This is a genomic window from Prauserella sediminis (genome assembly GCF_014195435.1).
GTDB lineage: Bacteria > Actinomycetota > Actinomycetes > Mycobacteriales > Pseudonocardiaceae > Prauserella > Prauserella salsuginis.
Genome location: NZ_JACIBS010000001.1, coordinates 947,476 through 973,786 on the forward strand (window position 1 = coordinate 947,476; position 26,311 = coordinate 973,786).

16 protein-coding genes are annotated in these 26,311 nt (G+C 72.1%); 4 read left to right on the top strand and 12 right to left on the bottom strand.

The window, feature by feature from the left end; translation table 11 throughout:
* Positions 1-168 precede the first annotated feature (168 nt).
* The gene (locus tag FB384_RS04240) at positions 169-405 is read left to right on the top strand and encodes a hypothetical protein (RefSeq protein ID WP_183779322.1); all 237 of its coding nucleotides are present in this window, start codon (positions 169-171) and stop codon (positions 403-405) included.
* A 288-nt stretch (positions 406-693) separates the two neighbouring features.
* On the top strand, positions 694-1,464 hold the full coding sequence (locus tag FB384_RS04245; protein WP_323985117.1) for a 2,3-dihydro-2,3-dihydroxybenzoate dehydrogenase: 771 nt from the start codon (positions 694-696) through the stop codon (positions 1,462-1,464).
* A 273-nt stretch (positions 1,465-1,737) separates the two neighbouring features.
* Here the strand turns inward: FB384_RS04245 and FB384_RS04250 are convergent, their stop codons facing one another.
* The 12 genes from FB384_RS04250 to FB384_RS04305 form a co-directional block, all read right to left on the bottom strand.
* Positions 1,738-3,084, bottom strand: a complete 1,347-nt coding sequence (locus tag FB384_RS04250; protein ID WP_183784952.1) for a DHA2 family efflux MFS transporter permease subunit — start codon at positions 3,082-3,084, stop codon at positions 1,738-1,740.
* Between the two features lie 71 nt (positions 3,085-3,155).
* A complete protein-coding gene (locus FB384_RS04255) occupies positions 3,156-13,697 on the bottom strand; it encodes an amino acid adenylation domain-containing protein (RefSeq protein ID WP_407676062.1) in 10,542 nt (3,513 codons plus the stop codon).
* A gap of 58 nt (positions 13,698-13,755) precedes the next feature.
* Positions 13,756-14,529 (bottom strand): ABC transporter ATP-binding protein, encoded by a 774-nt coding sequence (locus FB384_RS04260; RefSeq protein WP_183779326.1) that lies wholly within the window; start codon positions 14,527-14,529, stop codon positions 13,756-13,758.
* Entirely contained in the window at positions 14,526-15,455 is a 930-nt protein-coding gene (locus FB384_RS04265) for a FecCD family ABC transporter permease (RefSeq protein ID WP_407676088.1), read from the bottom strand. The genes FB384_RS04260 and FB384_RS04265 overlap by 4 nt, the downstream gene beginning before the upstream one ends.
* 218 nt (positions 15,456-15,673) lie before the next feature.
* On the bottom strand, positions 15,674-16,690 hold the full coding sequence (locus tag FB384_RS04270) for a FecCD family ABC transporter permease (RefSeq protein ID WP_183779330.1): 1,017 nt from the start codon (positions 16,688-16,690) through the stop codon (positions 15,674-15,676).
* Positions 16,691-16,700: 10 nt separating this feature from the next.
* Positions 16,701-17,702, bottom strand: a complete 1,002-nt coding sequence (locus FB384_RS04275; RefSeq protein WP_183779332.1) for an ABC transporter substrate-binding protein — start codon at positions 17,700-17,702, stop codon at positions 16,701-16,703.
* A gap of 59 nt (positions 17,703-17,761) precedes the next feature.
* Positions 17,762-18,622, bottom strand: a complete 861-nt coding sequence (locus tag FB384_RS04280) for a siderophore-interacting protein (protein WP_183779334.1) — start codon at positions 18,620-18,622, stop codon at positions 17,762-17,764.
* 223 nt (positions 18,623-18,845) lie between these two features.
* On the bottom strand, positions 18,846-19,100 hold the full coding sequence (locus FB384_RS04285; RefSeq protein WP_183779336.1) for a phosphopantetheine-binding protein: 255 nt from the start codon (positions 19,098-19,100) through the stop codon (positions 18,846-18,848).
* 117 nt (positions 19,101-19,217) lie between these two features.
* Positions 19,218-19,889: an isochorismatase family protein gene (locus FB384_RS04290; protein WP_183779337.1), complete on the bottom strand. Its 672-nt coding sequence runs from the start codon at positions 19,887-19,889 to the stop codon at positions 19,218-19,220.
* On the bottom strand, positions 19,889-21,601 hold the full coding sequence (locus FB384_RS04295) for a (2,3-dihydroxybenzoyl)adenylate synthase (protein ID WP_183779339.1): 1,713 nt from the start codon (positions 21,599-21,601) through the stop codon (positions 19,889-19,891). The genes FB384_RS04290 and FB384_RS04295 overlap by 1 nt, the downstream gene beginning before the upstream one ends.
* Positions 21,598-22,797 carry an isochorismate synthase gene (locus FB384_RS04300; RefSeq protein ID WP_183779341.1) on the bottom strand — a complete coding sequence of 400 codons (1,200 nt, stop codon included), beginning with the start codon at positions 22,795-22,797 and terminating at the stop codon, positions 21,598-21,600. The genes FB384_RS04295 and FB384_RS04300 overlap by 4 nt, the downstream gene beginning before the upstream one ends.
* 245 nt (positions 22,798-23,042) lie before the next feature.
* Entirely contained in the window at positions 23,043-23,798 is a 756-nt protein-coding gene (locus FB384_RS04305; RefSeq protein WP_258938337.1) for a hypothetical protein, read from the bottom strand.
* Positions 23,799-23,904: 106 nt separating this feature from the next.
* On the opposite strand from FB384_RS04305, the gene FB384_RS04310 reads away from it, so the two are divergent.
* On the top strand, positions 23,905-24,183 hold the full coding sequence (locus FB384_RS04310; protein ID WP_183779343.1) for an SAV_915 family protein: 279 nt from the start codon (positions 23,905-23,907) through the stop codon (positions 24,181-24,183).
* 94 nt (positions 24,184-24,277) lie between these two features.
* Positions 24,278-26,074, top strand: coding sequence for an acetyl/propionyl/methylcrotonyl-CoA carboxylase subunit alpha (locus tag FB384_RS04315; protein WP_407676063.1), 1,797 nt, complete (start codon positions 24,278-24,280; stop codon positions 26,072-26,074).
* Positions 26,075-26,311 lie beyond the last annotated feature (237 nt).

Below are 26,311 nucleotides of genomic sequence, written 5' to 3' on the forward strand. Positions count from 1 at the left end.
GTGAAAACCGTGTGTGACAACGTGTCACTCGTTCATGTTCCCCCATGTCTCGATCGCATGGCTACCCTTGCGACCTGCGACGAATCGGTTCGATGATCTTGGAGCCGGGTCGACGACAGCCCGACGACCCGACAACTCAAGCACCCCGATTCCTAGGGAGACTGGAAATTGCGTAAGACCCTGGCCCGTACCACTGCCGCTACCGCCATCGCTCTGGGCGCCCTGACCGCCACCGCGGGTGTCGCATCCGCCGGCACGGTCGACGTTCCCGAGGTTCCGTCCAACCCGACCGGCGCCGACTACGTCAACGCCTGGAACGAGTCCGGTGCTCACTTCGGCGCCGGTGCCGCAGGCCTGGTCAGCTCCGCCTGGGCCGGCGCCATCCCGTCGATCCTGGGCGCCTGAGACCGAGCTCGCATAGCGGAGCTCAATACAATAGCGGAGCTCAGTACAACCGCGGAGCTCCATACAACAGCGGCGCTCGATACCGCGTAGCCGCGAAATCCCCGGGGTGGCCGGACCACCCCGGGGATTTCGCGTGTCCGGGACCGGCAACGCGGTGTAGGGCACGTCTTCGAGCAGGCCCGGTGCCGAGCTGTGGTCTCGTCAACAGCGCATCGGCGGTGTGCCGGGGTAATGTCGCACGCGTCCCCGCCAACGGCTCGTGCGAGCCCGGCCGTTCGAAGGAGCTCCGTGGATCAGCAGGAATTCGCCGGCAAGGTCGCCTTCGTCACGGGTGCGGCGCAGGGTATCGGCGCCGCAGTGGCCAGGGCGCTGCGGGACGCGGGTGCCACCGTGGTCGCCACCGATCGCTCCCCCGGTGTCGTCGAGACCTACGCGGGCGAACCCGGGATCACGGGACTGCCCTGCGACGTGACCGACTCGGCACAGGTCGACGACACCGTGGCGAAGGCCGAGGAGACCGTCGGCGCCATCGACGTGCTGGCCAACGTCGCGGGCGTCCTCGTCAAGGGACCCGTCGCGTCCTATTCGGACGAGGACTGGGAGCTCACGTTCGGGGTCAACACCACGGGCGTGTTCCACGTGTCGCGGGCCGTGAGCGCGCGGATGATCGAACGGGAACGCGGCTGCATCGTCACGGTGTCGTCGAACGCAGGTGGCGTGCCGCGACGGGGCATGGCGGCGTACGCCGCGTCGAAAGCGGCCACGACGATGTTCACCAAGTCGCTGGGCCTCGAGCTCGCCGACCACGGCATCCGCTGCAATGTCGTCTGCCCAGGGTCGACCGACACTCCCATGCAGCGCGCGATGTGGGAGTACGACGGCCGCGGCCCGGATCCCGTACTCAAGGGCGATCCGGAGAACTACCGGGTCGGCATTCCGCTGCGGCGCATCGCCGATCCGGAGGACGTCGCCGACGCCGTCCTCTACCTCGCCTCGGACCGGGCCCGGCAGGTGACCATGCAGGAGCTCTACGTCGACGGCGGTGCCACCCTCCGCTGACCCCACCCGCGGTGTCGCTCCCACTCCTCGCCCGGCCACCGCCCTCTCATCGGCCCGCTACCGCGCGACGGTGATTCCGGGCCCGTGTGCGGATTCCAGGGCCCGTGTTGCGTTCTCCAGGGGCCGTGTTGCGGCCTCCGGGGGCCGTGTGCTGCTCCCGCCCGTAGCCCGGCCACCACTCCTCATCGACGCCAGCACGCGCCGGTGTTTCCTGGGGCCCGTGTTACACGCGCAGCCCCACCGATGCGCCACTCGGGCCGTCGAACCGGGCGGTTAGCGGGACGGCGCCGTCTTGGGTAGTCGGAGCGCACCGGCGAGGGCCAGCACGCACAGCCCCAGCACGCACCAGAACGCCTCGCTGAACGACGCGGCGACATCGCCCGTCGCGGTGAGCCGCAGCTCCAGCAACACCGCCAGCCCCGCGGTGCCGATCGCCCCGCCGACGTAGTTGACGAGACTCAGCACACTCGACGCCCGTGGCAGCCATTCGGGGTCGACTCCCGTGTAGACGATCGTCATCACGGGTGAGGCGATCATGCTGGTGCCGAGACCGCGGACGAGCAGCGCTGCGACCAGCCAGCCGTCGGAGAGGGCGGCGAGCTGGGTCAGCGGCACCGTCGCCGCGATGATCAGGGCGAACCCGGTCACCACGATGGTGCGCGGCGCCACCCGGTCGATCAGCGGCTTGACCACCAGCAGCGACCCCAGTACCGCACCGGCGCCCTGCGGGGCGAGCATCAGCCCCGCGTCCCATGCCGACAGTCCGCGCCCCGACTGCAGGTACATCGGCAGCAGGAACATCGTGCCGAACACCGACGCCGCAGCCACGAACAGTGCCAGCACCGCGGCGCCCAACGGCGGGGTACGGAACAACCGGGGATCCACCAGGGGCACCCGGTCCGCGCGGAGCGCGTGCGCCAGGAATGCGGCCAGCAGCGCCGCACCGGCGACCAACGCCGTCACGGCGATCGGGGTGTTGCGGCCGGCGGAACCGATGTCGGTGAGGCCGAACAGCACCGCGGCCAGTCCCGGCGAGAGCAGCATGGCCCCGCGCAGATCGAACCGCGACGCCCGGTCCGCGGCGGGCACGTGCGGCACCAGCCACGCGGCCAGCAGCATCGCGACCAGACCGACCGGGAGGTTCACGAGGAACAGCCACGGCCAGTCCGCCACCTCCAGCAGCGTGCCGCCTGCCAGCGGGCCGAGCACGGGCGCCAGCATCGGCACCACACCGACGATGCTCATGATCCGGCCGGTGCGGCTCTTGCCGGCCACGCGCGCCAGCAGCGCCTGCCCCGTCGGGGGCAGCAACCCGCCGCCGAGGCCCTGCAGCACGCGGAACGCCGCCAGCGACGCGGTCGACCACGCCAGCGCGCACGCCAGCGACCCGACCAGGAACACCGCCACCGCGGCCAGCCACACGCGGCGCGCACCGAACCGTTCCGCCAGCCACCCCGATGTGGGCGCCGCCGCGACCACGGCGAGCAGATACGCGGTGCTCGCCCACTGCACCTCGGTCACACTCGCGCCGAACTCGACACTCAGCACCGGCAACCCGACATTGACGATCGTCGAGTCCAGCGACGCCATGAACGTGCCCAGCACCAGCACGAGCGACATCGCCAGCAGCCGGCCGCCGATGCGGTCGGACACCTCCGGCGCGGCGGGACCGTCGCTGCCGGTCTGCGCGGTCACTCCGGACCCGCCCGCAGGGACCGCCTCGCGAGCCGCACCGCCGCCTCGGCGCCGGCCGGGGCTTCGGCCGCGGCACCGTCACCGGTGAGCAGGTCCGGCAGCGCCCGCAGCACCTGTTCGAATGCGGCGGCGAGGGTTCCCGCCGACTCGGCCACCATGCCCGGCCGGCACGCGACGATGCCGCGCCAGCCGGCGCCCTCCGGCATCACGGTGACCGTCACGGGGTGGTGGGTGAACTCGCGGAACCGCATACCCGTGAGCCGCAGGCCGGGTGCGGGTTCGGCCAGCCGGTCCGGGTCGACCGGGTAGTTCTCGAACACCAACAGGCTGTCGAAGAGCCGTTTCACTCCCACCGACCGTTCGAGTGCGGGCAGCGACACCGTGTGGTGTTCGGCCATCGCCTGCTGCCGGTCCTGCAGGTCGCGCAGCACGCCGTCGAGCGAGCCGGTGAGGTTCGCGCGCACCGGCAACGTGTTCGCCAGCAGGCCGATGATCTCCTCGACACCGTCCACCTCGGGCGGCCTGCCGGACACCATCGTTCCGAAGTGCACGTCCTTGCGCCCGCTTCGCGCCGTCAGCACGGCCGCCCACGCGCCCTGGACCAGGGTCGCCGGCGTGATTCCGCGAGCGGCTGCCGTCGCCGCCAGATCGCGCACCAACTGCGGTTCGAGGTCGAACGTGACCGGTTCCGGCATCGCTGCCGCCGCCGCGGCAGCCACGTCCCCGGCGGCCGCACCGGAGGCCGGGGTGTCGGGCAGCGCCCTGTCGTACCGGTCCACCGACGCGAGCTCGCCCGCCCATGCTGCGACGTCGGCGGCGCGGTCGCGTTCGGACAGCCACCGCAGGTACCGCGTGAACGGCACCGGTTCCGACTGCTCGACCGTCTCCGGGCCCGCGGTCCGCGCGGTGTAGGCGGTGAAGATCTCCCCGAGCATGCGAGGGGCCGACCAGCCGTCCGACAGCACGTGATGCGTGGTCAGGACGAGTTCGACCAGGTCGGCGGCCCGGCGGACGACGGTCAGCCGCACCGCCGACCCCTCGGCCAGGTCGAACGGTTCCGACAGGTCCGCGGCCAGCACCCGCTCGACCGCGGCGTCGACGTCGGCCTCGGTCGAGGAGTCGACATAGCGGCGATCCGGTGCCGCGTCGGCGGACAGAACCGCGACGTCGAGCCCCGGCGGGAACGCGGCGCCGAGGTTCGGATGCCGCCGCAGCAGGTCGCAGGCCGCGGCGTGGAGCGCGTCGACATCGACTCGACCGGTCAGCGAGAACGCCGCCTGCACCGTGTACGGATCGCGCTCGCCCGTGGGCACCCGCCGTGAGTGCTGCAGCATCAGTTCCTGCAACGGGCTCAGCGGCAGCACGTCGGCCACGCGGTACCGCCGCTCGAGAGCCTCCACATCGGACTGGGTGAGGGAGACGAGCTCGAAGTCGGACGGCGTGCGGCCCCCGCCCGCCCGCGCGTCCTCATCTGCGGCCAACGCGGTGAGCTCCTCCCGGAACGTCTCCACCAGCCCGGCGACGTCGGCATCGGTCAGCACGGCCCGTGGCCAGCTCACCCGCACGTGCAGCTCCTGGCCGTCATCGCCGCCGGTGGTCATCGCGTTGAACAGCAGACTGTGCGGCATGGGGATCGTGTCGCCGCCGGAACCGAACGGCGCCGACCCCGGCGGCACCTGCCACGCGCGCTCACTCTCGGGCGGCGACGTGAACTGGCCGAGGTAGTTCCAGCTGACGTCCGGCCGCACCGGGCTCACCTGCCCTGCCGCGGCGAGAATTCCGTGGCCGAGACCGTCGCCCTGGGCGCGGAGCTGTTCCTTGACGGCCTTCAGCTGCGCGGCGGGATCATCTTCCGGCAGCGTGATCCGCGCCGGGTGGACGGCGGTGAACCAGCCGACCGTGCGCGACAGGTCGAACTCCCCGGCCGGGTCCGGCGCGTGCCTGCCGTGCCCTTCCAAGGCGACGTACAGGTCCGGTTCGCGGTCCCGCCATCGGGCGATCGCCCTGGTGAGCGCGGTCAGCAGGACGGTGTCGGGCGTCGCGTGGTAGGCGGCGGGCAGACTGGTCAGCAGGGTCCTGCTCGTCTCGGGGTCCAGTGAGAACTCGTGGTGCACGGCCGTCGCGGCGGTGTCCCGCACCGGGTCGAACCGGGCGCGGGTGAGCCGTTTCTGCGGGTTCCGCCCGACGCCGCGCCAGTGCGGCAGTTCGCCCGACCTCGCCTCGGCGGCCGAGTCCAGCGCACGTGCCCAGCCCAGGAACGGCGTCGGCTTGACGAGCTCCCTGCCGTCGTGGGCGTCGGTGAGGTCGTCGAGGATGACCCGCCACGACACGCCGTCGACGAGCAGGTGGTGTGCCACGATCACGAGCCTGCCCAGCTCGGCGGGGCCACGATCGACCCACAGCACCCGCACCAGCGGTGGGTGGTCGACGTCGAACTGCTCCCGCACGTCGGCGATCCAGCCGTCCACGAGACCGCGCACGTCTCCGGTGGCGGTGACGCGGGTGAGCACGTCCGCCGAGGTGACGGCGTCCGGTTCGGGAATCCGCAGCACCCGGTTCCCCGGCACCGTGCCGTCGGCTTCCGCTGCGAGGTGTGCCCGCAGCACGTCGTGGGTCCGCAGCAGCGCGTCCACCGTTCGCGACCACGTGGCGATGTCGCCGCCCGCTGGCACGCAGATCTCGGTCCACTGGCAGAAATCGCCCGGCTCGGGTGCGCGGTCGAGCAGGTCGCGCATGACAGGCGTCAACGGGGCATCCCCTGTGGACGGTCCGGTGTCGGCGCCGTCCACGGCGGCGTTGCAGCGCGCGGCGATGCCCGCGACGGTCCCGCCGTCGAGCACGTCCCGCGGCCCGAGCCGCAGGCCCTGCCTGCGCGCGCGGGACACGACCTGCAGCGAGACGATGCTGTCACCGCCGACCTCGAGGAAGTGGTCGTCGAGGCGGATGTCGCCCGCGCCCAGCACGTCCCGGACGATGCCCAGCAGGACCTCCTCGGCGTGGGTCGACGGTTCCCGTCCCGCGCCTCCGCCGGCGTGGTCGGGTGCGGGCAATGCGTGCTCGTCGAGCTTCCCGCCCGGCGTGAGCGGCAACCGGTCGAGCCGCACGAACGCGGCCGGAACCATGTAGTCGGGCAGCTCGCCGAGCAGGTCTTCCCGCAGCCGCAGCGGATCGAACTCCGCACCCTCTGCGGGGATCACGTACCCGACGAGCTGCCTGCCGCCGCGCACGACGACGGCGCATCCGCGCACGTCGGGGTGCCGCGTCAGCGCCGTCTCGATCTCGGCGAGCTCGATCCGGAATCCGCGCACCTTGACCTGCCGGTCCGCGCGGCCGAGGAACACCAGTTGCCCGTCGGGGCGCCAGTACACGACGTCACCGGTGCGGTACATCCGCGATCCCGGTTCGCCGTGCGGATCGGCCACGAACGCCTGCGACGTCTGTCCCGGCCTGCCGAGATAACCGCGGGCGAGCTTCGGCCCCGCCAGGTACAGCTCGCCGGGCACGCCGGTGCCGACGGGCTGCAGGCCGTCGTCGAGCACGTAGGCACGCACGTTCGGGTCGGGCCGTCCGATGGGGACGGCGCCGGTCTCGCCCGGTTCGTAGTGCCAGGTGACCGAGTTGATGGTGACCTCGGTCGGCCCGTAGGCGTTGAACAGCGCGCGCCTGCCCTTGCCCCAGCGGTCGGCGAGTTCCGGGTCGAGGCGTTCGGCGCCGACCACGAAGAAGACGTCGTCGGGCACCGTGTGGTCCTCGGGCACGGCCGACAGGAACGACGGCAGCAGGTTGACGCCGGTCAGCCGGTGCTCGGCGATGTAGTCGAGCAGCTCGTCGCCGGGCACGCGCACCTCCTCCGGCGCGAGGACGAGAGTTCCGCCGGAGGCCAGCGGCACCATCGTCTGCCAGAACGCGACGTCGAAGCTGGTCGAGGCGAAGTGCAGGTAGCGGTCGCGTTCGGTGACCCCGACGACCTCCTCCTGCAGCGCGATCAGATCCGGGATGCCGCGGTGAGTCACGGCCACACCCTTGGGCTTACCCGTCGTGCCGGACGTGTAGATGATGTAGGCCAGCGAGTCCGGCGTCAGCGACGCGCGGGCGCCCGCCGGGTCGTCGTCGCGGCCGGCGGTCTGCGCGTTCGGGGTGTCCATGCGCACCACGACGCCGTCACCGGGGACCTCCCCGCCGAGCTTGGCCAGCGCGCCGGCGTCGGTGACGAACGCGGCCGGCCGCGCATCGCCGATCATGTAGGCCAACCGGTCGCTCGGGTAGTCCGGGTCGAGGGGCAGGTACACCGCACCCGCCTTGAGGATCCCCAGCAGCGCGACGATCATCTCGACGTCCCGGCCCAGCAGCATGCCGACGGGCGTCTCCGGCCCCGCTCCCGCCTCCAGGAGGCGGTGGGCGAGGCGGTTGGCCTGCCGGTCCAGTTCGGCGTAGGTCAGGCTGCGGTCGCGGCACACGAGCGCCTCGGCGTCGGGGGTGCGGGCCACCCACGAGGCGAACGTCTCCAGCACCCCGTCGCGCGGTGTCGCGGGGTGGTGTGACGTGCCCCGGTGCAGCACCGCGGCCGTTTCGCCGGCGTCGAGCATCGGCAGCCTGCCGACTGGCCGGTCGGGTGCGGCGACCAGTTCGGTCAGCAGCGTGTGCAGCCACCGGGAGTACCCGCGCACGGTGTCGGCGGGCAGCGCGTGCGGCTGGTAGCTGAGCACGAGCCGCAGCGGATCGCCGGGCAGCGCGATGACGGTGAGCGGATAGTGCGTCGCGTCGGTGATGTCGACGTCGGCCAGCGCGACGGACTCGTCAACGGCGAGGCCCGCGCCGTTGAACGGGAAGTTCTCCATCACCAGCATCGTGTCGAACAGTTCGCCCACGCCGACTGCGCGCTGGATGTCGGGCAGGCCGAGGTGATGGTGCTCGGCGAGCGCGACGGACTCGTCGTGGACGGTCTCCAGCAGCTCGGCCGCCCGCTGGTCCGGGCGGTAGCGCACCCGCACGGGAATCGTGTTGCCGAGCTGGCCGATCATCGATTCGACGCCGTCCACCTCGGCGGGCCTGCCCGACACCGGGCAGCCGAACACGACGTCGCGCCTGCGGGTCAGTCTCCCGAGCAGCAGTCCCCACGCCGTCTGCAGCACGGTGGCGACGGTGACGCCGCGGTCCCGGGCGAAGGCGCTCAGCCGCCTGCTGAACTCCTCCCCCAGATCGAGCGTGACGTGCTGCGGCCGGGCGGTCTCCCGCCGCGCGGTGGCGGGAGCCAGCAGGGTCGCCTCGTCCACACCGGACAGCGCGTCGCGCCATGCGTCGAGCGCGGCGTTGCGGTCCCTGCTCGCCAGCCAGTGGTGGTAGTCCTGCAGCGACGCCGACGGCGCGACGGCAGGTCCGCCGCCGAGTTCGCGGTACAGGCCAAGCAGGGTCCGCCCGGTGAGCGGCATCGACCAGCCGTCGAGCAGCGCGTGGTGGTTGGTGAGCACGAGCCGGTGCTCGGCCGGGCCGAACCGGAAGAGGCGGAACCGGATCAGCGGCGGCACCTCGGGGTCGAACGGGCGCGCCAGCTCCTCGCGGCACCGCTCGGCGAACAGCGCCTCCACATCGCCGTCGCCTGAGTCCACTGTGGACATATCGACGTGCTGCCAGTCCAGGTCGACCTCGGCGGGCACGACCTGCACGACCTCACCCGCCGAGGTCGTGGCGAGGTGCGTGCGCAGGGCGGGCTGCCTGCGCAGCAGTTCCGCCGCGGCGTCGGCGAGCCGCTGCCGGTCCAGCTCTCCGGTGAGGGTGAGCACGGCCTGCACGACGTAGACGTCCGCGTCGGTGTCACCCGCGGCCATCGTGTGGAACGAGAGCCCGGCCTGCAACGCCGTCGCGGGCAGCACGTCCGACACGGGACGCGCCTGTTCGAGCGCGTCGATGTCGGCCTGGGTCAGCGACACGAGCGGCAGGTCGGACGGCGTGAGCCCACCACCGCCGGGGCCGATGCGTTCGGCGTGGGCGGCGAGCGCATCGAGCGCCTCGGTCCAGGCCCGCTGCAGTTCGGCGAGGAGGTCGGCGTCGACGAGCCTGCCCGCGGCGGTCCATTCGACGGCGAGCCGCGGGCCGCCGTCACCGTCGGCAGCGCCACCGTCGGCAGCGTCACCGTCGGGGGCGTGCTCGTGGACGAAACAGTTCAGCGCGAGGACCTGCTCGAGCGCCTTGTCCTCGGGCTCGAGGACGCCGAAGGCCTCGCGTTCGGGCAGGCGCCAGTCGCCGCCGTCGGGTGCGGCGAACCTGCCGAGGTAGTTGAGCAGGACCTCCGGTGGTTCCGGGACGAGTTCGGCGCCGTCGTCGAGGTGGCGCAGGATGCCGTAGCCGAGGCCGCCGCCGGGCACGGCGCGGCGAGCCTCCTTGACCGCGCGCAACAGTCGTCCGGCGGCTTCGCCGCCTGCTAGGGCATCGCGCAGTTCCGCGCCGGTCCGCAGTGTCTCGACGGGAACGCGCACCGGGAACTCGCCGGTGAACCAGCCGACTGTGCGCGAGAGGTCCGCCCCGGGAGCGAGCGGTTCGCGGCCGTGGCTCTCGACCGTGATCCCGAACGCGTCGCGGCGCGGACGCGCCTGCGCGCCCGCCGACCGCACGACCCGCAGCGCCAGGGCCAGTGCCGCGAGCAGCACCTCGTCGGTTCCGGTGCGGTACGCCGCGGGCAGCGCCGTCAACGCGGCGGCCGACGACCGTGCACTGAGGACGGTGACGTCACGGCGGGCCGTCGCGGCCGTGTCCTGTGCGGGATCGAGTTCAGACAGGCCGAGCGGCCGGATCTCCGGATCGGCCGCGTCGCGCCAGTGGTCCAGTTCGCCGCGGCGCTCTCCCGAGCCACCCTGTTCGGCCAGCGCCAGCGCATGCGCACGCCACGACGTTCCCACGGGGGCCAGCGCGTCGCCGCGGCAGGCGGCCCGCAGGTCCGGCAGCAACACTCGCCAGGACACACCGTCCATGACGAGGTGATGGGCGACGATCACGAGCCGGTCGTCGCCGACGAGGGCCAGCCGCAGTACGTCGCCGGCGACCGGGTCCAGCTCGGCCGCGAGGCGTTCGGCCACGTCGGCCGGATCGGCGCCGGCCGGTTCGGCCGACACCATGCCCTCGGCGGAGACATCCGTGACGGGCCGTACCTCGAGTTCCCGGCGGCCGGTCAACCGCAGCCGCAGCGCGGCGTGCGTGTCCAGGACGACACCGAGGCCGGTGACCACGCTCGAGGGTGCCAGCGGCGCGGCAGTCGTGACGACCGTCCACTGCGCGTAGCCCGCGAAGGCGGCCGGGTCGGTATGCGGGTCGAGCAGGCCGCGGGCGATCGGCGGTGCGGGCAGCGTGCCGACCGGTTCATCGGGGATGACGGGCGCGGCCTCGTCGCCGGAGGCCGACATGCGCGTCGCCAGCGAGGCGAGGTCGCGCCGGGCCAGCAGGTCGCGCGGGCGCAGCTCGAACCCGTGGCCGCGGAGGCGGCTGCTGACGCTGATCGCGCTGATGCTGTCGCCGCCGAGGCCGAAGAAGTCGTCGTCCGGGCTCACGTCGTCGGCCGCCAGGTCGAACACCTCGGCGACGACGGCGCACAGCAACCGTTCGCGTTCGGTCGACGCCGACCTGCCCGACGTCGCGACGCGCGGCGCGGGCAGGGCGGCACGGTCGACCTTGCCGCCCACGGTGAGCGGCAGCTCGTCGAGCACGACGACGGCCGACGGCACCAGGTGGTCCGGCAGCCGCTCGGCGAGGCCGTCGCGGATCCCGTCGGGGGTCGGGGCCGCGCCGCGTTCGGGCACGACGTACCCGACTAGCCGCGGCGTCGTCGTGTCGCGGCGGACCATCGCGGCGGCGCCGCTCACCCCGGGCAGTGCGCCGAGTTCCGCCTCGACCTCGCCGACCTCGACCCGGTGGCCGCGGATCTTCACCTGGCCGTCGGCGCGGCCCAGATAGTCGAAGCCGCACTCGGGGGTCCACCGGGCGAGGTCGCCGGTGCGGTACATCCGGCCGCCTGCGGGCCCGTACGGATCGGCCACGAAGCGTTCAGCGGTTCCTGCGAACCGACCGAGGTAGCCGCGCGCGAGCTGCGACCCCGCGAGGTACAGCTCCCCCACCGCGCCCGGTGCGACCGGCTGCAGGGCGTTGTCCAGCAGGTACGCGCGCATCCCCGCCAAGGGTTTACCGATCACCGGGGTGTCGCCGACGATGTCGGCGTAGGCCGCGTCGACGGTCGCCTCGGTGGGGCCGTAGATGTTCCGTCCGGCCACATCGGATTCGGCGATGCGCCGCCACAGCGCGGGCGGTGTCGCCTCACCGCCGAGCACGAGCAGCGACGGCCGGTGCGCGCCGGTGAGCAGGCCGGCGTCGAGCAGCGGTGCGGCGAGCGACGGCGTGGTGTCGACGACGTCGATCACGTCGCGTTCGCAGGCGGCCAGCAGCGCGTCGGCGTCCTTGGTGACCTGGGTGTCGTAGAGGTGCAGTTCGTGCCCGCACAGCAGCCACAGCAGCTGGTCGAGGGCGGAGTCGAACGCGAACGAGTACGTGTGCGCGACGCGCAGCCTGCGGCCGGCCCTGCGTTGGGTGTCGGCCACGACGGTCGCGCGCTGATGGTGCAGCAGCGCGCGCAGGCCGGCCGAGGGCACGAGCACCCCCTTGGGCGTTCCGGTCGAGCCGGACGTGTAGATGACGTAGGCGAGGTCGTCGGGCCTGCGTTCGCGGGCGAGTTCGCCGGACGACAGTGGACGGTCGTCGCAACCGGACGCGTCCGCGACCGCCAGGGTGGGCACGGCGCCGAGGTCACGGCCGAGCGCGGGGTCGGTGATCGCCAGCGCGGGCCGCGCGTCGTCGCACAGCAGACGCAGGCGCTCGTCGGGGTGGTCGAGGTCGAGCGGCAGGAACCCCGCCCCCGCGTCGAGCACGGCCAGCAGCGCCACGACGAGGTCGGCCGACCGCGGCAGGGCGACCGCCACCACGTCGTCGGGACCCGCGCCGCGCGCCCGCAACGCACGCGCGAGTCGGTGCACCCTGCCTGCCAGCTCGGCGTAGGTGACCCGTTCGCCGCCGCAGACCAGCGCCGTCTCGCCGCCGCGGGACGTCGCCAGCGCAGCCAGGACGTCCGGCACCGCAGCCGGTTCTCCCGGGATCGCGGCCGGTGTCCAGGCCTCGAGCACCGCGGCGCGGGTCTCGCCGGGCAGCAGCGAGACGCGTCCCGCCGTGCCCTCCGCCGTCCCATCCGGATCCGCGGACAGCTGCCGGACGATCGACCGTACCGCGTCGAGCCGTGCATCCACATCGGACTGCGTGTGAGTGCGGGCGTCCACTTCGAAGCCGAGCAACAACCCACCGCCGCGACTCGGCAGCACGCTCAGCCCCATGTCCTCCGGCGGTCCGCCCGCGACGTTGCGCATCACGCCCTGCGAACCGGCGAAATCCAGGGTCAGGTCGAACGCCTTCAGGTTCACGCCGGCCCCGTGCAGGATCGCCCCCGCCCCCGGAGCCGCCAGGTCGCGCGGCAGGTTCTCCCCGCGGTAGCGCTGGTGGGCACGCAGTTCGGCCATCGCCTCGGCCACGCGCCGCGCGACGACTCCGAGGGTGTCGCCGCCTCGCACCTCCAGCCGCAACGGCAGCACGTTCACCGCCATGCTCGGCGTGCGCAGTTCCGCCCCGCTGGTGCGGCACATCAGCGGCAGCGCGAACACCACGTCGGTGCGGCCTAGCGCGCGGTGCAGGAACACGGCGTAGCAGGCCAGGAGGGCGTCGCCCCACGTGACGCCCTCCCGGTCCGCACACGCGCGCAGCTCTGCCATGTCCTCGGCAGGCAGCTCCGCGCTCGCCGACACGGTGTCCGCGAGGCCCGAACCGGGAGCGGTCCACTCGGGAAGGTCCGGCAACGGCGTCATCCGGTCGACCCAGTACGCACGGTCGGCCTCGGGCCGTTCGCTCGCCAGGTAGTCGCGGTCGGCGGCGACGACATCGGCGAACGGGCTGAACGGGCACTTCGGCGGCTCCTCGCCCCGCACCAGCGCCGTGTACCGGGCGGCGGTGCGCCGGGCCAGCATCGCCGCGCTGTACCCGTCGAACACCAGGTGGTGCCCCAGCTGCGTGTACCAGACGTCCGTGGCGGACAGCGTGATGATCGTCTGGGTGTACAGCGGGCGGCCGGTCATGCCACGCGACGATTCGGCAAGCGCGGACCGCTCCGCCGCCACGAGCTCCTCCGCTGCGGCCCGCGGATCGGCCGCACCGCTGACGTCGACCACCCGCGGTGCGGGCACCGGTTCGTCGCTGATCCACTGCCGCGGCCCGTCGGTGGTGTCGGCGAGCCGCAGCCGCAGCGACTCGGCGTCGCCGACGGTGCCGGTCATCGCCTCGGCCAGCAGCGCGACGTCCACCGGGTCCTCACCGCTGAGCTGCACCACGTCACCGACGACGTAGTACGGCGAATCCGGTTCGAGGCGCTGGGCGTTCCAGATGCCCAGCTGCGCACTGGTCAACTCGAACAGCTCGGCGGCAGGTGCCGCGGATTCCGCGTGTTCCGACGGTGACAACACTCGCTCCTCACGAACGCCTTGGGCAGAACCGGCCGGTGCGGCCGGTCGGCGGCTGCGGCTACTCGGGCACGACCATCGGCGTGCCGCTCACCGGGTCGGCGACGATCACGCTCGGCAGGTCGAACACGTCCTTGATCAGTGCCGCGTCGACGACGTCGGCGGCCGTGCCCTCCGCGGCGATCCGGCCGTCCTTCATCGCGACGAGATGATCGGCGTACCGGCACGCCTGGTTGATGTCGTGCAGCACCGCGATCACCGTGCGGCCCTCGTCCCGCAGCCGCGACAGCAGCGCCAGCAGCCGATACTGGTGCGTGATGTCCAAAAAGGACGTCGGTTCGTCGAGCAGCAGGTACGGCGTGTCCTGCGCCAGCACCATCGCCACCCACACGCGCTGGCGCTGCCCGCCCGACAGTTCCGCCACCGGCCGGTCGGCGAAGTCCTCCACCTCTGCGGTGACCATGGCCTCGGCCACCGCCTGCTCGTCGGCCGTGGTCCACAACGCCAGCAGCGACTGGTGCGGATACCGGCCGCGCGCGACGAGCTGGCGCACCGTGATGCCCTCCGGCGCGAGCGGGTCCTGCGGCAGGAACGCCAGTTCGCGTGCGAGGGCCTTCGCCGGGAAGTCCGACACGGAACGCGAATCCAGCGACACCGTGCCCTCACCGGGCTTCAGCAGCCGGACGAACGCCCGCAGCAACGTCGACTTCCCGCAGCCGTTCGGCCCGACGACCGCGGTGAACGCACCGTCGGGGACGTCGAGGCTGAGCCGGGTCGACACGACCCGTTCGCCGTAGCTCAGGGTCACGTCCTGGGCGGACAGTCGAGTGGTCATCTCCGCCTCACCTCCTGGGCGAGCAGCCAGATCAGGTAACCGCCGCCGATCGCCGTCGTGACGACGCCGACGGGCAGGGACACGGGGGCGAGCAGCATCTGCGCGATGATGTCGGCCAGCTGCAGCAGCACCGCGCCGGTCAGCGCGGCGGGCAGCAGCGGAATACCGGGCGCCCTCGCGAGTCGGCGGCCGATCTGCGGTGCGGCCAGTGCCACGAACATGACGGGGCCCGCCACCGCGGTCACGGTCGCCGTGCAGCCGACGCCGACCAGCACCATCAGCAGCCGCTGCCGTTCCAGCGGCACACCGGTCGACACGGCGATCGAGTCGCCCAGCGCCGACTGCTGCAAGGCCGAAGCCCGGAGACCGATGACGACCAACAGCACCGCGATGACGGCCAGCGGCACGATCAGGTCTTCCCAGTCGATGCCGTTGAGCGAGCCCGAGTTCCAGCCGACCGCGGCCATCGCGACCTCGAGTTCCGCGCGCAGCACGAGCCAGTTGTTCAGCGCCGTGACCATGGCGTTGACGGCGATGCCGATGACGACAAGGCGCATGCCGGACAGTCCGTTCGACCGCGACAGCGAGTACACCAGCGCCACGGTCACCAGCCCGCCGGCGACCGCCCCGAACGCGACGGTGACCGACGTGCCCGCGAACACGGTCATGACCAGCAGCGTGCCGGTGTAGGCACCGGCGTCCAGACCGATGATGTCCGGACTGCCCATCGGGTTGCGCGTCAGATTCTGGAAGATCGCCCCGGCCACCCCGAGCGCTGCGCCGAACAGGATCCCGGCCACCACGCGGGGTGCGCGCCACTCGGCGATCACCACGGACGGCTCCAGCCCCGTCAGCGCACCGAACACCTCACCGGGCGTGGCCCAGCTCGTGCCGTACGACAGGCCGACGAAGCCGAGTCCGAGCATCGCCACGACACAGCCGACGACGAGTCCGACCGTGCGCCGTTCCACGAACCACGCGCGGCCACGCACGGGAACCCGCACCGTCGAGGTGCGCCGGAGCAGCGGCGCCTCCGGTGTCTGCCGGGTGTCCTGCGGCTGGGTGTCCGGCGGCTGGGTGTCCGGCGGCTGCGTGTGTTGCGACTGCGCGTGCCGCCGCGGCGTGTCCGGTCGTTGCATGTCGGTCACAGCGATCCCGCCCCGTATCGCCGGACCACCCAGATCAGCATCGGACCGCCGAGGAAGGCGGTGACGATGGCGACCGGCACTTCGCCGGTGTCCAGCAGCACCCGCGCGATCGTGTCCGCCACGAGCATCAACACCGGCCCCACGACCGCCGACAGGCCGACCAGCCACGGCACCGAACCCACCGTCAACCTGCGCAGCAGGTGCGGCACGATCAGGCCGACGAACAGGATCGGCCCCGCGACCGCGGTCGCCGCGCCCGCCAGCACCGTGATCAGCACCAGCGTCAGCGTGCGGACGCGCGCGACGTTGGCCCCCAGCGTGTGCGCGACCGTGTCGCCGAGCGCGACCGCGTTGAGCGACCGCGCGATCACCAGCGCGCCGACGAGGGCGACGCCGATCGCCACGAGCGGCACCGTGAGGTCCGTCTGCTCCCGTCCTGCCAACGAGCCGACCGACCAGAACCGGTACTTGTCCAATGTGTCCGGAGACATGAGCCGGATTCCGAGCGACACGCCCATCAGTACCGCGGAGAACGCGACACCCGCGAGCAGCAGCCGCAACGTGGAATGCCTGCCGACGGCGTACACGAGGGCCGTCGCCAGCACCGATCCCACGACACCGAGGCCGAGCTGCGAGACCGTCGAGCCCGCGAGACCGAGCGCGGCGCCCACGGTGAGCGCGAACCCGGCTCCGTGGGTGACGCCGAGGATACCCGGTTCGGCGAGCGGGTTCCGCGACAACGTCTGGATCAGCGCGCCGCCGACGGCGAGTGCCGCACCGACGGCGACGCCGAGCAGCGTCCGCGGCAGCCGGATGTCGCGCACGACCAGGTGGTCACCGCTGAGCGGATCGAAGTCCGCCAGCGCCCGCCAGAGCTCGCCGAGCGGCACGGCACGCGAGCCGACGGCGACACTGGCGACGCAGGCGGCGAACAGGGCGACGAGCCCCACGGCGAGGACGACCGGGCGGGCCGTCCTCGCCGTGGGCGGGCTCGCGGGTGGTGCGCTCGTCACGTCCGCGGCGTCACTTCTTCAGCAGGGGTGCGAACGTCTCGTCCAACCCCTCGAGTGTCTGCTGCGCCTGGCCGTACGTCGCCGCCTCGGTGTACTTGATCGGGAACGTCATGTCCTTCTTCACCGCGGGCAGGTTCTTCCACAGGTTCGAGTCCATGGCGTACTTGACGGGCTGGGGTGCGGACCCGTCCGCGTCCACCGTGTAGGTGATCGCGTCGGCCTCGCGCATGGCCGACGGCAGTTCCTCGAGCGACGGGTACTCGCTGACCGCGCGCGAACCCTTGCCCTTCTCCTCGACCTCGCCGTAGTACTTCGCGCCGATGTCGTTGGCGATATTCGTCCCCCAGGAACCGTCGAACTCCCGCTGGAAGTTGCCGTTCTCGACCTCGCCGTAGCCGCCGACGTGCGCCAGTTCGAGATCGGGCAGGACGTCGGCGTACTTCTGCTTCAGCTCGTCGGCCTTGCTCTCGTACGCGTTCTTGACCTCGTCGAACTTCTCGAGTGCGCCTGCCGCATCGGCCTGCTTCTGGGAAACCTCCCGCCACGCCGACGGCACCTCGGGGCCGACGGCCACGACGGGCGCGATCGATTCGAGGCGCTCGGCGTCGATCTCGCCGAAGATGGGTTTCGGCACGCCGATGACGATGAGGTCGGGGTCCTGCTCGGCGATCGCGTCGTAATTCGTCTCCGCAGCGGTCTCACCGGCGACCCGTGGCAGGTCCTTGTAGGTCTTGAGGTCCTCGTCGGACATCAGCGGTTCACCCCGTTCCCACGAGGAGATGCCGACGAGCGGGGCGTTGGCCTCGATGAGCGTGGGAACGGCGTAACCGGTGGCGACGACCCGCTTCGGGTCCTGCGGAATCTCCACGGTGCCGTTGTCGGCCTCGAACTGCCGGGTGGGGCCCTCGGTTTGCTCTCCGCCGGCGGCTCCGCAACCGGAGATGCCGACGGTCAGGGCGAGAGCGGCCGTGGTGACCACTCCCTTGGCGAGACGGGATCTGAGCAGAGACATCGTATTCGTCCTTGAACAACTCGAGTGGGGTCGGGGATTCAGTTGTCGGCCTTCGCCGGTCAGTCGTGGTCGTCGTCGTAGTCGGCGACGCCGAGCTTCCAGTAGCCGGTGATGTCGTAGTCGCGGCGGGCGAGGCCGAGTTCGTCGCGGACCCACCGGCGGAGCGGCTTGAGCGTGCCCGCCTCACCGGCCAGCCACACGTAGAGGCTGTCCTCATCGGACGGACCGGGAACGGGAAGGGACCGGATCGCGGACTCCAGCAGATCCGTCGTTCCCGGTCGCGCACCGTCGCGATGGAGCCAGTGGATCGCGACGCCGTCTGGGGCGTCGAGCGGAATCTCCTCACCGGCGTCGGCGACCTCGATCACGGCCCAGCCCTCGGCGGTCGGCGGCATCTCCTCGAGCCACCTCGCGATCGCGGGCAGCGCGGTGATGTCACCTCCGAGCAGGTACTTGTCGTAGCTGTCGGGTACGACGAGCCCTCCGGGCGGACCCGCGACGTGGACGGGCTCGCCCACCTCGACCGTGCGCGCCCACTCCGCGGCGAGGCCGCCGTCGTGCACCGCGATGTCGATGTCGAGCTCCCGCGCGTCGGGATCGAACCGGCGGACCGTGTACTCCCGCGACGTCGGCGAGGGCCTCGGCCACGACAGCATGGTGCCGTTCGACTCGGGCAGCCGCAGCGTGCCGTCGGGATCGGCGAAGACGAGCTTGACGTGCTCGTCGGGCACGTGGGCCTCGAAGCCGTCGACGCCGGGACCGCCCAGCGTGAGGCGGATCAGCCCGGAGCCCACCATCGCGGTACGGACGACCTCGACGGTACGGATCCCAATCGGATAGCCCACCTTCTCGGCACCGTCGCCCGCACGCACCTCCGCGATCCGGTCGAGATGGCGGTGGCGGTGATCGACTCGGCTCATGCGTTCTCCTGTGTTCCACCGGACACCCGCGCACCCGGTCGAACCACATGACCGGAAGCACCACGACGATCGGTCATGCGTTCTCCTGTGTTCTGCGGGACACCCGCACCCGGTCGAACCACATGACCGGAAGCACCACGACGATCGGTCATGCGTTCTCCTGTGTTCTGCGGGACACCCGCACCCGGTCGAACCACATGACCGGAAGCACCACGACGATCGGTCATGCGTTCTCCTGGGTCAGCAGGGCGATCCAGTGGCCGAGTTCGGGCCGTTCGGCCAGATCCGGGAACTCGACCGCGTCGGCTCCCGCTGCGCGCCAGCGTTCGATGAGGCTCATGATGCGGATCGAATCGAGGCCGGCGTCGAGGAGGTTCTCCTCGGCCGCGATGTCGTCGGCCTCACGGCCGAGCAGGTCGGCGACGTCGGCGCGGACGGAAGCGGCCGTGAGGCCCGCCTGCTGCGTGGGGTCTGCCATGGTCTGTCCTCTGCTGTGGCGGTGTCTGTCGTGGTGGCGTCTGCTGTGGCGGTGTCTGTCGTGGTGGCGTCTGCTGTGGCGGTGTCTGGCGGACTCGAGCCGGGCGCGAGCCGGTCGTCACCGCGCCCCTGCGGTCACGGGCGCGGTGAGCGCGCCGCGGGCGGTGTCGGTGTCGACGACGTCCCCGCAGCAACCCGCCACGTAGGCACACGCCTGGTCGTGGCGGTCCCTGGCGAAGTCGGCGACCGCGTCGGCGACGAGGAACGGCCGCACATCACGCATGAACGCCTCCTGCGCGGTCGCCTGACAACCGATGTGGGCGTACACGCCGGTGATCATCAGCTGGTCGCGGCCCGCGTCGGCGAGGCGTTCGGCGAAGTCGCTGCGCTGGAACGCGCTGTAGCGCCACTTCGTCAGCACCGTGTCGCCCGCGGCCGGGGTCAGTTCGTCGACGATGTCCGCCACGTGCGGGTCGTCGTCGACGTGGGCGCGCATTCCCTGGCCCCAGAAGTCGGTCTGCAGCCCGCGTTCGCCGGGTGGCGGGGTCGCGGGTTGGGCGGTGTAGAACACCGGGACGCCCCGCTCCCGGCACGCCGCGGCGAGCGCGGCGATGTTGCCGGTCATCTCCGGGATCGGCGCACCGGCGAACGGGCGCATGAAGTACCGCTGCATGTCGTGCACGAGCAGCGCGGTCCGGTGCGCCTCGATGTGCCAGTCCACACGCGACACCGGCAGTTCACCGGCCGTGGGCAGCGCGTAGGGCTCGATCTTCGGCAGGGACAACGACATCACCCGTTCTTCGCCTGAGCCGCGAGCACTGCCCGCAGCTCCCGTTTGCTCGTCTTGCCGACGCCGGTCGTGGGGAACTCGGCCGTGAGCACGACCCGGTCCGGGACCTTGAACGCCGCGACGCCGCGTTCACGCACGAACCGCCGCAGCTCGGCCTCGGCGGGCTCGGCCCCGTCGGCCGGGACCACGTAGGCACAGGTCCGCTCGCCGAGGAACTCGTCGGCCACGCCGACGAGTGCGGCGTCGAGGACGTCGGGGTGGGCCATGAGGTGGTTCTCCACCTCCTCCGGTGCGACCTTCTCGCCGCCGCGGTTGATCTGCTCCTTGACCCGGCCGACGACCTCGACATGCCCCGACGGGTGGAGCCGCACCAGGTCGCCCGTGCGGTAGAACCCGTCGGCCGTGAAGGCCTTCGCGTTGTGCTCGGCCGCCCGGTAGTAGCCGCGGATCGTGTACGGGCCGCGGGTCAGCAGCGCGCCAGCCTGCCCCGGTGGGACCACGTCGTCGGAGCCCGCATCCGGGTCGTCGGGGTTCACCACGCGGATCTCGTCGTCGAGGGAGATCGGCCTGCCCTGGGTGGACAGTACGAGCTCGTCCGGGTCGTCGAGGCGCGTGTAGAACACGAGCCCCTCGGCCATGCCGAACACCTGCTGCAGCCGGCAACCTAGCGCCGGTTCGATGCGCTCGGCGAGTTCCCTGCCGCACTTGGCACCGCCGACGAGCAGCACCTCCAATGTGGACAGGTCGCGCGCCGTGCGGCCCGCGGCCTGCACCCACGCGGCGGCCAGCGGCGGCACGACTCCGCACATCGTCACGCCCTCGGCCTCGATGAGCGCGAACGCGGTGTCCGCGTCCGGTCGCGGCGAGAGGACCACCGCCGCCCCTGCGTGCAGCGCACCGAGGATGCCCGGCGAGCTCATCGGATAGTTGTGCGCGACGGGCAGCACCACGAGGTACACGCTGTCGGGTCGCAGCCGGCAGATCCGGGCGCTCTCGCGGACGCTGTAGAGGTAGTCGTCGTGCGTGCGCGGGATCAGTTTGGACATTCCCGTGCTGCCGCCCGACAACTGCAGGAACGCGAGGCCCTCCGGGTCCGGGTCGGGCAGCTGCCGCGGTTCGGCGGCGGCCAGGTCGGCGAACTCGTCGCTGCCGACGACGAACACGTGCCGCAGCGACGGCACCTCGTCGGCCACCGAGCGCGCCTCGGCGGCGTAGTCGTGACGTTCGTGGCTGCCGACCGTGACGATCGCGGCCGCCTCCGCGTGCGAGGCGAAGTGCACCAGCTCGGAATGCCGGTGTGCGGGCAGTGCGAACACCGGCAGGGCGCCTGCCCGCCACAGCCCGAAGACGACCGGGACGTACTCGGCGACGTTCGGCAGCTGAACGAGCACGCGCTCGCCCGCCTCGATACCCCGGTCGACGAACCCGGCGGCGAGTCGGTGGGACCGCTCGTCGAGTTCGGCGTAACTCCAGCGCACCTGTTGGCCCGTCGCCGCACTGACGCCGACGACCGCGGTGCGCTCGGAATACGCCGCGACCAGGCCGCTGAGCCAGGTGCCGAACGTCTGCCCGCGCCAGTGGCCCAGCGCCCGGTACCGCGCCGCGTCCTCGGCGGGCCAGGGCGTGTGGTCGGGGCCGGCGTCCACAGTGGAGTCGGCCGTCACGAACGGGTCCACAACGGAGCTCGTGCTCCCGGCGGGTCCGGAGTTCATTCGGCCACCCCCAGCGCGCCGAGCAGGGTGCGGAACTTCGCCCGCGTCTCGGCCAGTTCCGCATCCGGGTCGGACCCGGCGACGATGCCCGCGCCCGCGTGCACGCGCACGGCCGCGCCGGACGCCTCGGCGCAGCGGATCGTCACGACCCATTCGCCGTCGCCGTCGGCAGCCGTCCAGCCCACGAGCCCGGCGTAGTAGCCGCGGCGCGTGGGTTCGAGGTCGGCGATGACGTCGCGGGCGGTGGTCGTCGGGACGCCGCACACGGCCGGGGTCGGGTGCAGCGCCTCCGCGAGGGCCAGCGACGAGGAGGCGGGGTCGCCGGGCTCGGCGAGCGTGCCGGTGATGCGGGTCGACAGGTGCCACATCGTCGGCGTGCCGACCACCTCGGGCTCGGGCACGTCGAGGTCGGCGCAGAACGGCCGCAGCACGTCGGCGACCTGGCGGATGACGAGTTCGTGCTCCGCACGATCCTTGGCGGCGGTGCGCAGGTCGTCGATGCGCCTGCGGTTCTCCGCGTCGTCGGCGCTGCGCGGCCGGGAGCCTGCCAGGGGGTTGACGGTGACGGTGCGGCCGCGCCGGGAGATCAGCAGTTCGGGGCTGGCGCCGAAGAGGGTGCGGGCGGCAGGGTCGCCGGGGGCCGTGACGTCGACGGCGAAGGCGTGCGCGGCCGGGTCCGCGTGCACGAGGCGCGCCAGCAGCGGCGGCACGGACACCGGGGCGTCCGCGGTGACGTCGAGGGCGCGCGCGAGGACGACCTTGTCGATGTCACCGGTCTCGATGTGCAGCAGCGCCTTGCGGACGGCCTCGACGTAGTCGGCGAGATCGGACTGGGGCGTGACGATCCGGCTCGCGCGGGCCGGTGCCGACGCGGCCGAGGCGGCGGTCGTCCGGTCCGGTGCGGGCGCGCGGCGGACGAGAGCCGGTACGACCAGGCTCGCCTCGTCGTCCGGCCGGAATCCGACGGCGCCGGCGACGATCGGATCGACCATCCCCGCGGCGCGGGCGTCGGCGAGTGCTCGTGCCGCGGCCTCGGCTCTGGACGCACCCGGTTCGGCGGCCACCGCGGCGTGCACCCCGTCGGCGAGCAGCGTGCCCCGCGGCGACGAGTAGTAGAACGAGCCGGGCAGGTAGGCCGTCAGCAGGTCGGCGGCGTCGTACTGGGGCCGGGGCCGCGCCAGGACCGGTGAGGACACTCAGACAACTCCCTCGTCAGACACGGCGTTCACTCCTCGTTTCCCGCCGGCTTCGTCGCCGGCGATTCCCGGGGACGAAGCCGAACCTCGATGCCCGGTCGGTGCCATCCGGTCGGCGACATCTTGGTTAGCCTTACCTAACGAATCCGAACCTACGTTAGGTAAGCCTTAGATGAAAGACGCGTCCGTGAGATCCGGTTCACACGCTCGTGACCGGTTCGGACCAGTGGAATCGTGACGGTGTGTTACGAGCAGGCCATGAGCTCGTACGATTCGACGTCGACCTCGGGCCAACCCCGCAGCGACCCCGGCGAGCCGTAGGTACCCGTACAGCCGACCGTTCCGCCCGACAGGTCGAACACCTCGGCCAACACCGGCGCCTCCCGGCAGGCCGCGACGCTGTCGACGTCACTGCAGTCGTGACTGACGACGACCACCTCGGGCACGGCGTCGCCGTCGACGTCGTCGAGCGTCACACTGCCCGCGTCGGAGAAGTACGGCCGCTGATCCGACCGCCAGCTGTCGCCCTGCCACACGTGGAGCTCACCGACCATGCCGCCGTCGTGCGGACCGCGCACGAGACACACCGGCGTCGCACTCTCCTTGCAGCGCAGCGAATCCTGGTTGAGCGGAACCCCCATCGTGCCGATCGCCACCTCGGCCACGCTCGCCGACGCGGGCCCGCCCGCGCGCAGCCTGCCCGCCGACCCGCGCTCGGCAGCCAGCAGCTCGACGGTCATACCGTTCACCGACGCCGAAGCCACCACCCGGCAGGGACCGCCGCCGCAGCCGTCGGCAGCCGTCGGCGTCGGCATCGAGAGCCCGTCGGCCGCCTCGTGCTCGTCGCCGGGGCGCAGCAGCACGGCCGCCACCAGGGACGCCACGACCACCACGGCCGCGAGCGCCACCGTCAGCAGCACCGGCCTGGGCGGCCTGCCCGAGGCAGACTCCGCCCCCTCGGCCCCCTCCGGCTGCTCCGGTTCCGACGACTCACTCCGCACGCACCGAGCCTAAAGCTCCGCACCGCCCGTGACCGCTCATCCGTGGCACATCGCGCGGACGTGGGACAACCCGGATCACGGACCGCGCACGACTACCGTGACGCCGGTGACGAACCCCCAGCTGCCGCCCGTGGTCTACCTGCCCACCGGCCCGCACGACGGCAGGCACACGCTGCAGACCGACGTCGAGCTCCGCCGCACCCCCGACGGCCGCCTCGCCCTCCTCGCCTACACCGCCGTCGACCGCCTCGTGGAGTGCTGCGGCGAGCATCAGCCGTGGATGCTCGTGCAGACCTCCGACCTGCAGACCCTGCACGAGTCCCAGCCCTACGACGTGATCCTCGTCGACGCCGAGATTCCCGAGGAGCTGCGCCACTCGGCCTGACGACGCCGATCACCCGGCCGTGACTCGGGTCTCACCGATGGTCGTCCGCCGGTCCGTAGACTCCGACCGAGAACGGCTTGACATGGAGGTAGGCGTGCCGGAGCGAGGCAGCAAGGTCGTGGCAGGCGCGGTGACGAAGGTGCTCATCGCGAACCGTGGCGAGATCGCCGTGCGCGTGATCCGGGCGGCGAAGGACGCAGGCATCGCCAGCGTGGCCGTCTACGCCGACCCGGACAGGGACGCGCCCCACGTCCGACTTGCCGACGAGGCGTTCGCCCTGGGCGGGGACACGGCGGCGGACAGCTACCTGGTGTTCGACAAGCTGCTCGACGTGGCGAAGCGCTCCGGCGCGGACTCGGTGCACCCCGGCTACGGATTCCTGTCCGAGAACGCGGACTTCGCGCAGGCGGTCATCGACGCGGGCCTGACCTGGATCGGCCCGTCGCCGCAGGCGATCCGCGACCTCGGCGACAAGGTCACCGCGCGGCACATCGCGCTGAAGGCCGGCGCTCCCCTCGTGCCCGGCACCAAGGACCCCGCGGCCAACGCGGACGAGATCGTGGCCTTCGCCGACGAGCACGGGCTGCCCGTCGCCATCAAGGCCGCGTTCGGCGGCGGCGGTCGTGGCCTGAAGGTCGCCCGCACGATCGACGAGATCCCCGAGCTGTTCGAATCCGCCACCCGCGAGGCGGTCGCCGCGTTCGGCCGCGGCGAATGCTTCGTCGAGCGTTACCTCGACAAGCCCCGGCACGTCGAGGCGCAGGTGCTGGCGGACCAGCACGGAAACGTCATCGTCGTCGGCACCCGCGACTGCTCCCTGCAGCGCCGCCACCAGAAGCTCGTCGAGGAGGCGCCCGCGCCGTTCCTGACCGACGAGCAGCGCGCGACCATCCACGCCTCCGCCAAGGCCATCTGCGCCGAGGCCGGCTACCACGGCGCGGGAACCGTCGAATACCTCGTGGGCATCGACGGCACCATCTCGTTCCTCGAGGTGAACACCCGGCTCCAGGTCGAGCACCCGGTTTCGGAGGAGACCACGGGCCTCGACCTGGTACGCGAACAGTTCCGCATCGCCGAGGGTCACGAACTCCAGCTCACCGAGGACCCGACACCGCGCGGCCACTCCATCGAGTTCCGCATCAACGGCGAGGACGCGGGCCGCGGCTTCCTGCCCGCCCCCGGCACGGTGACGCGGCTCGACTTCCCCTCCGGCCCCGGCGTGCGCGTCGACGCCGGCATGGAGACCGGCACCGTCATCGGCGGCCAGTTCGACTCGATGCTGGCGAAGGTCATCGTCACCGGCGCCGACCGCGACCAGGCCATCGAACGCTCCCGCCGCGCGCTCGACGAGATGGTCGCCGAGGGCATCGCCACCGTGCTGCCGTTCCACCGCACGATCCTGCGGGACCCGGCGTTCATCGGCGACGGCAAGACCTTCTCGGTGCACACCCGCTGGATCGAGACCGAGTTCGAGAACACCATCGAGCCCTACGTCGCGCCGGTCGACGCCGCCGACTCCGACGAGGAGCCGCGGCAGAACGTGGTCGTCGAGGTCGGCGGCCGCCGGCTCGAGGTGTCGCTGCCCGGCAACCTCGCCGCAGCGGGCAGTGGCGGCGGCGCCGCGAAGAAGTCGAAGCCGCGCAAGCGCGCGGGCGGCGGCGCGGCCGCGGTCAGCGGCGACGCCGTGACCGCCCCGATGCAGGGCACGGTCATCAAGGTCGCGGTCGAGGACGGTCAGCACGTCGAGGCCGGCGAACTCATCGTGGTGCTCGAGGCCATGAAGATGGAGAACCCGGTGACCGCGCACAAGTCCGGCACCGTGACCGGCCTGTCCGCCGAAACCGGCACCACCGTCAACCAGGGCACCGTCCTCCTCGAACTCAAGGACTGACACTTTTCGAGGCGCGTGTCCTGCACCCAGACACGCGTGTCCTGCGTTCAGGCGCGCGTGTCCTGCGTTCGCCCGTCGCCCGGTCGCCGCGCCTCACGACCGGGCCGACGCGCGCCTGCTCCTTCGCGCGTGTCCTGAAACTCCGGCACCCGACCACCACACGGCACCGACGCGCCGGGTAAGCGACTGCCCTGTGGCCCACCCGCTGCGTTCGGGAGCGAACACTCGGCAACGGTT

What these genes read in the sequence shown, in the direction of transcription:
- FB384_RS04275 (WP_183779332.1), bottom strand. Translation starts at nt 17,702, where the DNA reads ATGTCTCTGCTCAGATCCCGTCTCGCCAAGGGAGTGGTCACCACGGCC.
- FB384_RS04290 (WP_183779337.1), bottom strand. Translation starts at nt 19,889, where the DNA reads ATGTCGTTGTCCCTGCCGAAGATCGAGCCCTACGCGCTGCCCACGGCC.
- FB384_RS04295 (WP_183779339.1), bottom strand. Translation starts at nt 21,601, where the DNA reads ATGAACTCCGGACCCGCCGGGAGCACGAGCTCCGTTGTGGACCCGTTC.
- FB384_RS04285 (WP_183779336.1), bottom strand. Translation starts at nt 19,100, where the DNA reads ATGGCAGACCCCACGCAGCAGGCGGGCCTCACGGCCGCTTCCGTCCGC.
- FB384_RS04260 (WP_183779326.1), bottom strand. Translation starts at nt 14,529, where the DNA reads ATGACCACTCGACTGTCCGCCCAGGACGTGACCCTGAGCTACGGCGAA.
- FB384_RS04250 (WP_183784952.1), bottom strand. Translation starts at nt 3,084, where the DNA reads ATGTCGCTCGTGCTGGTGCTGGGCACGTTCATGGCGTCGCTGGACTCG.
- FB384_RS04280 (WP_183779334.1), bottom strand. Translation starts at nt 18,622, where the DNA reads ATGAGCCGAGTCGATCACCGCCACCGCCATCTCGACCGGATCGCGGAG.
- FB384_RS04265 (WP_407676088.1), bottom strand. Translation starts at nt 15,455, where the DNA reads ATGCTCGGACTCGGCTTCGTCGGCCTGTCGTACGGCACGAGCTGGGCC.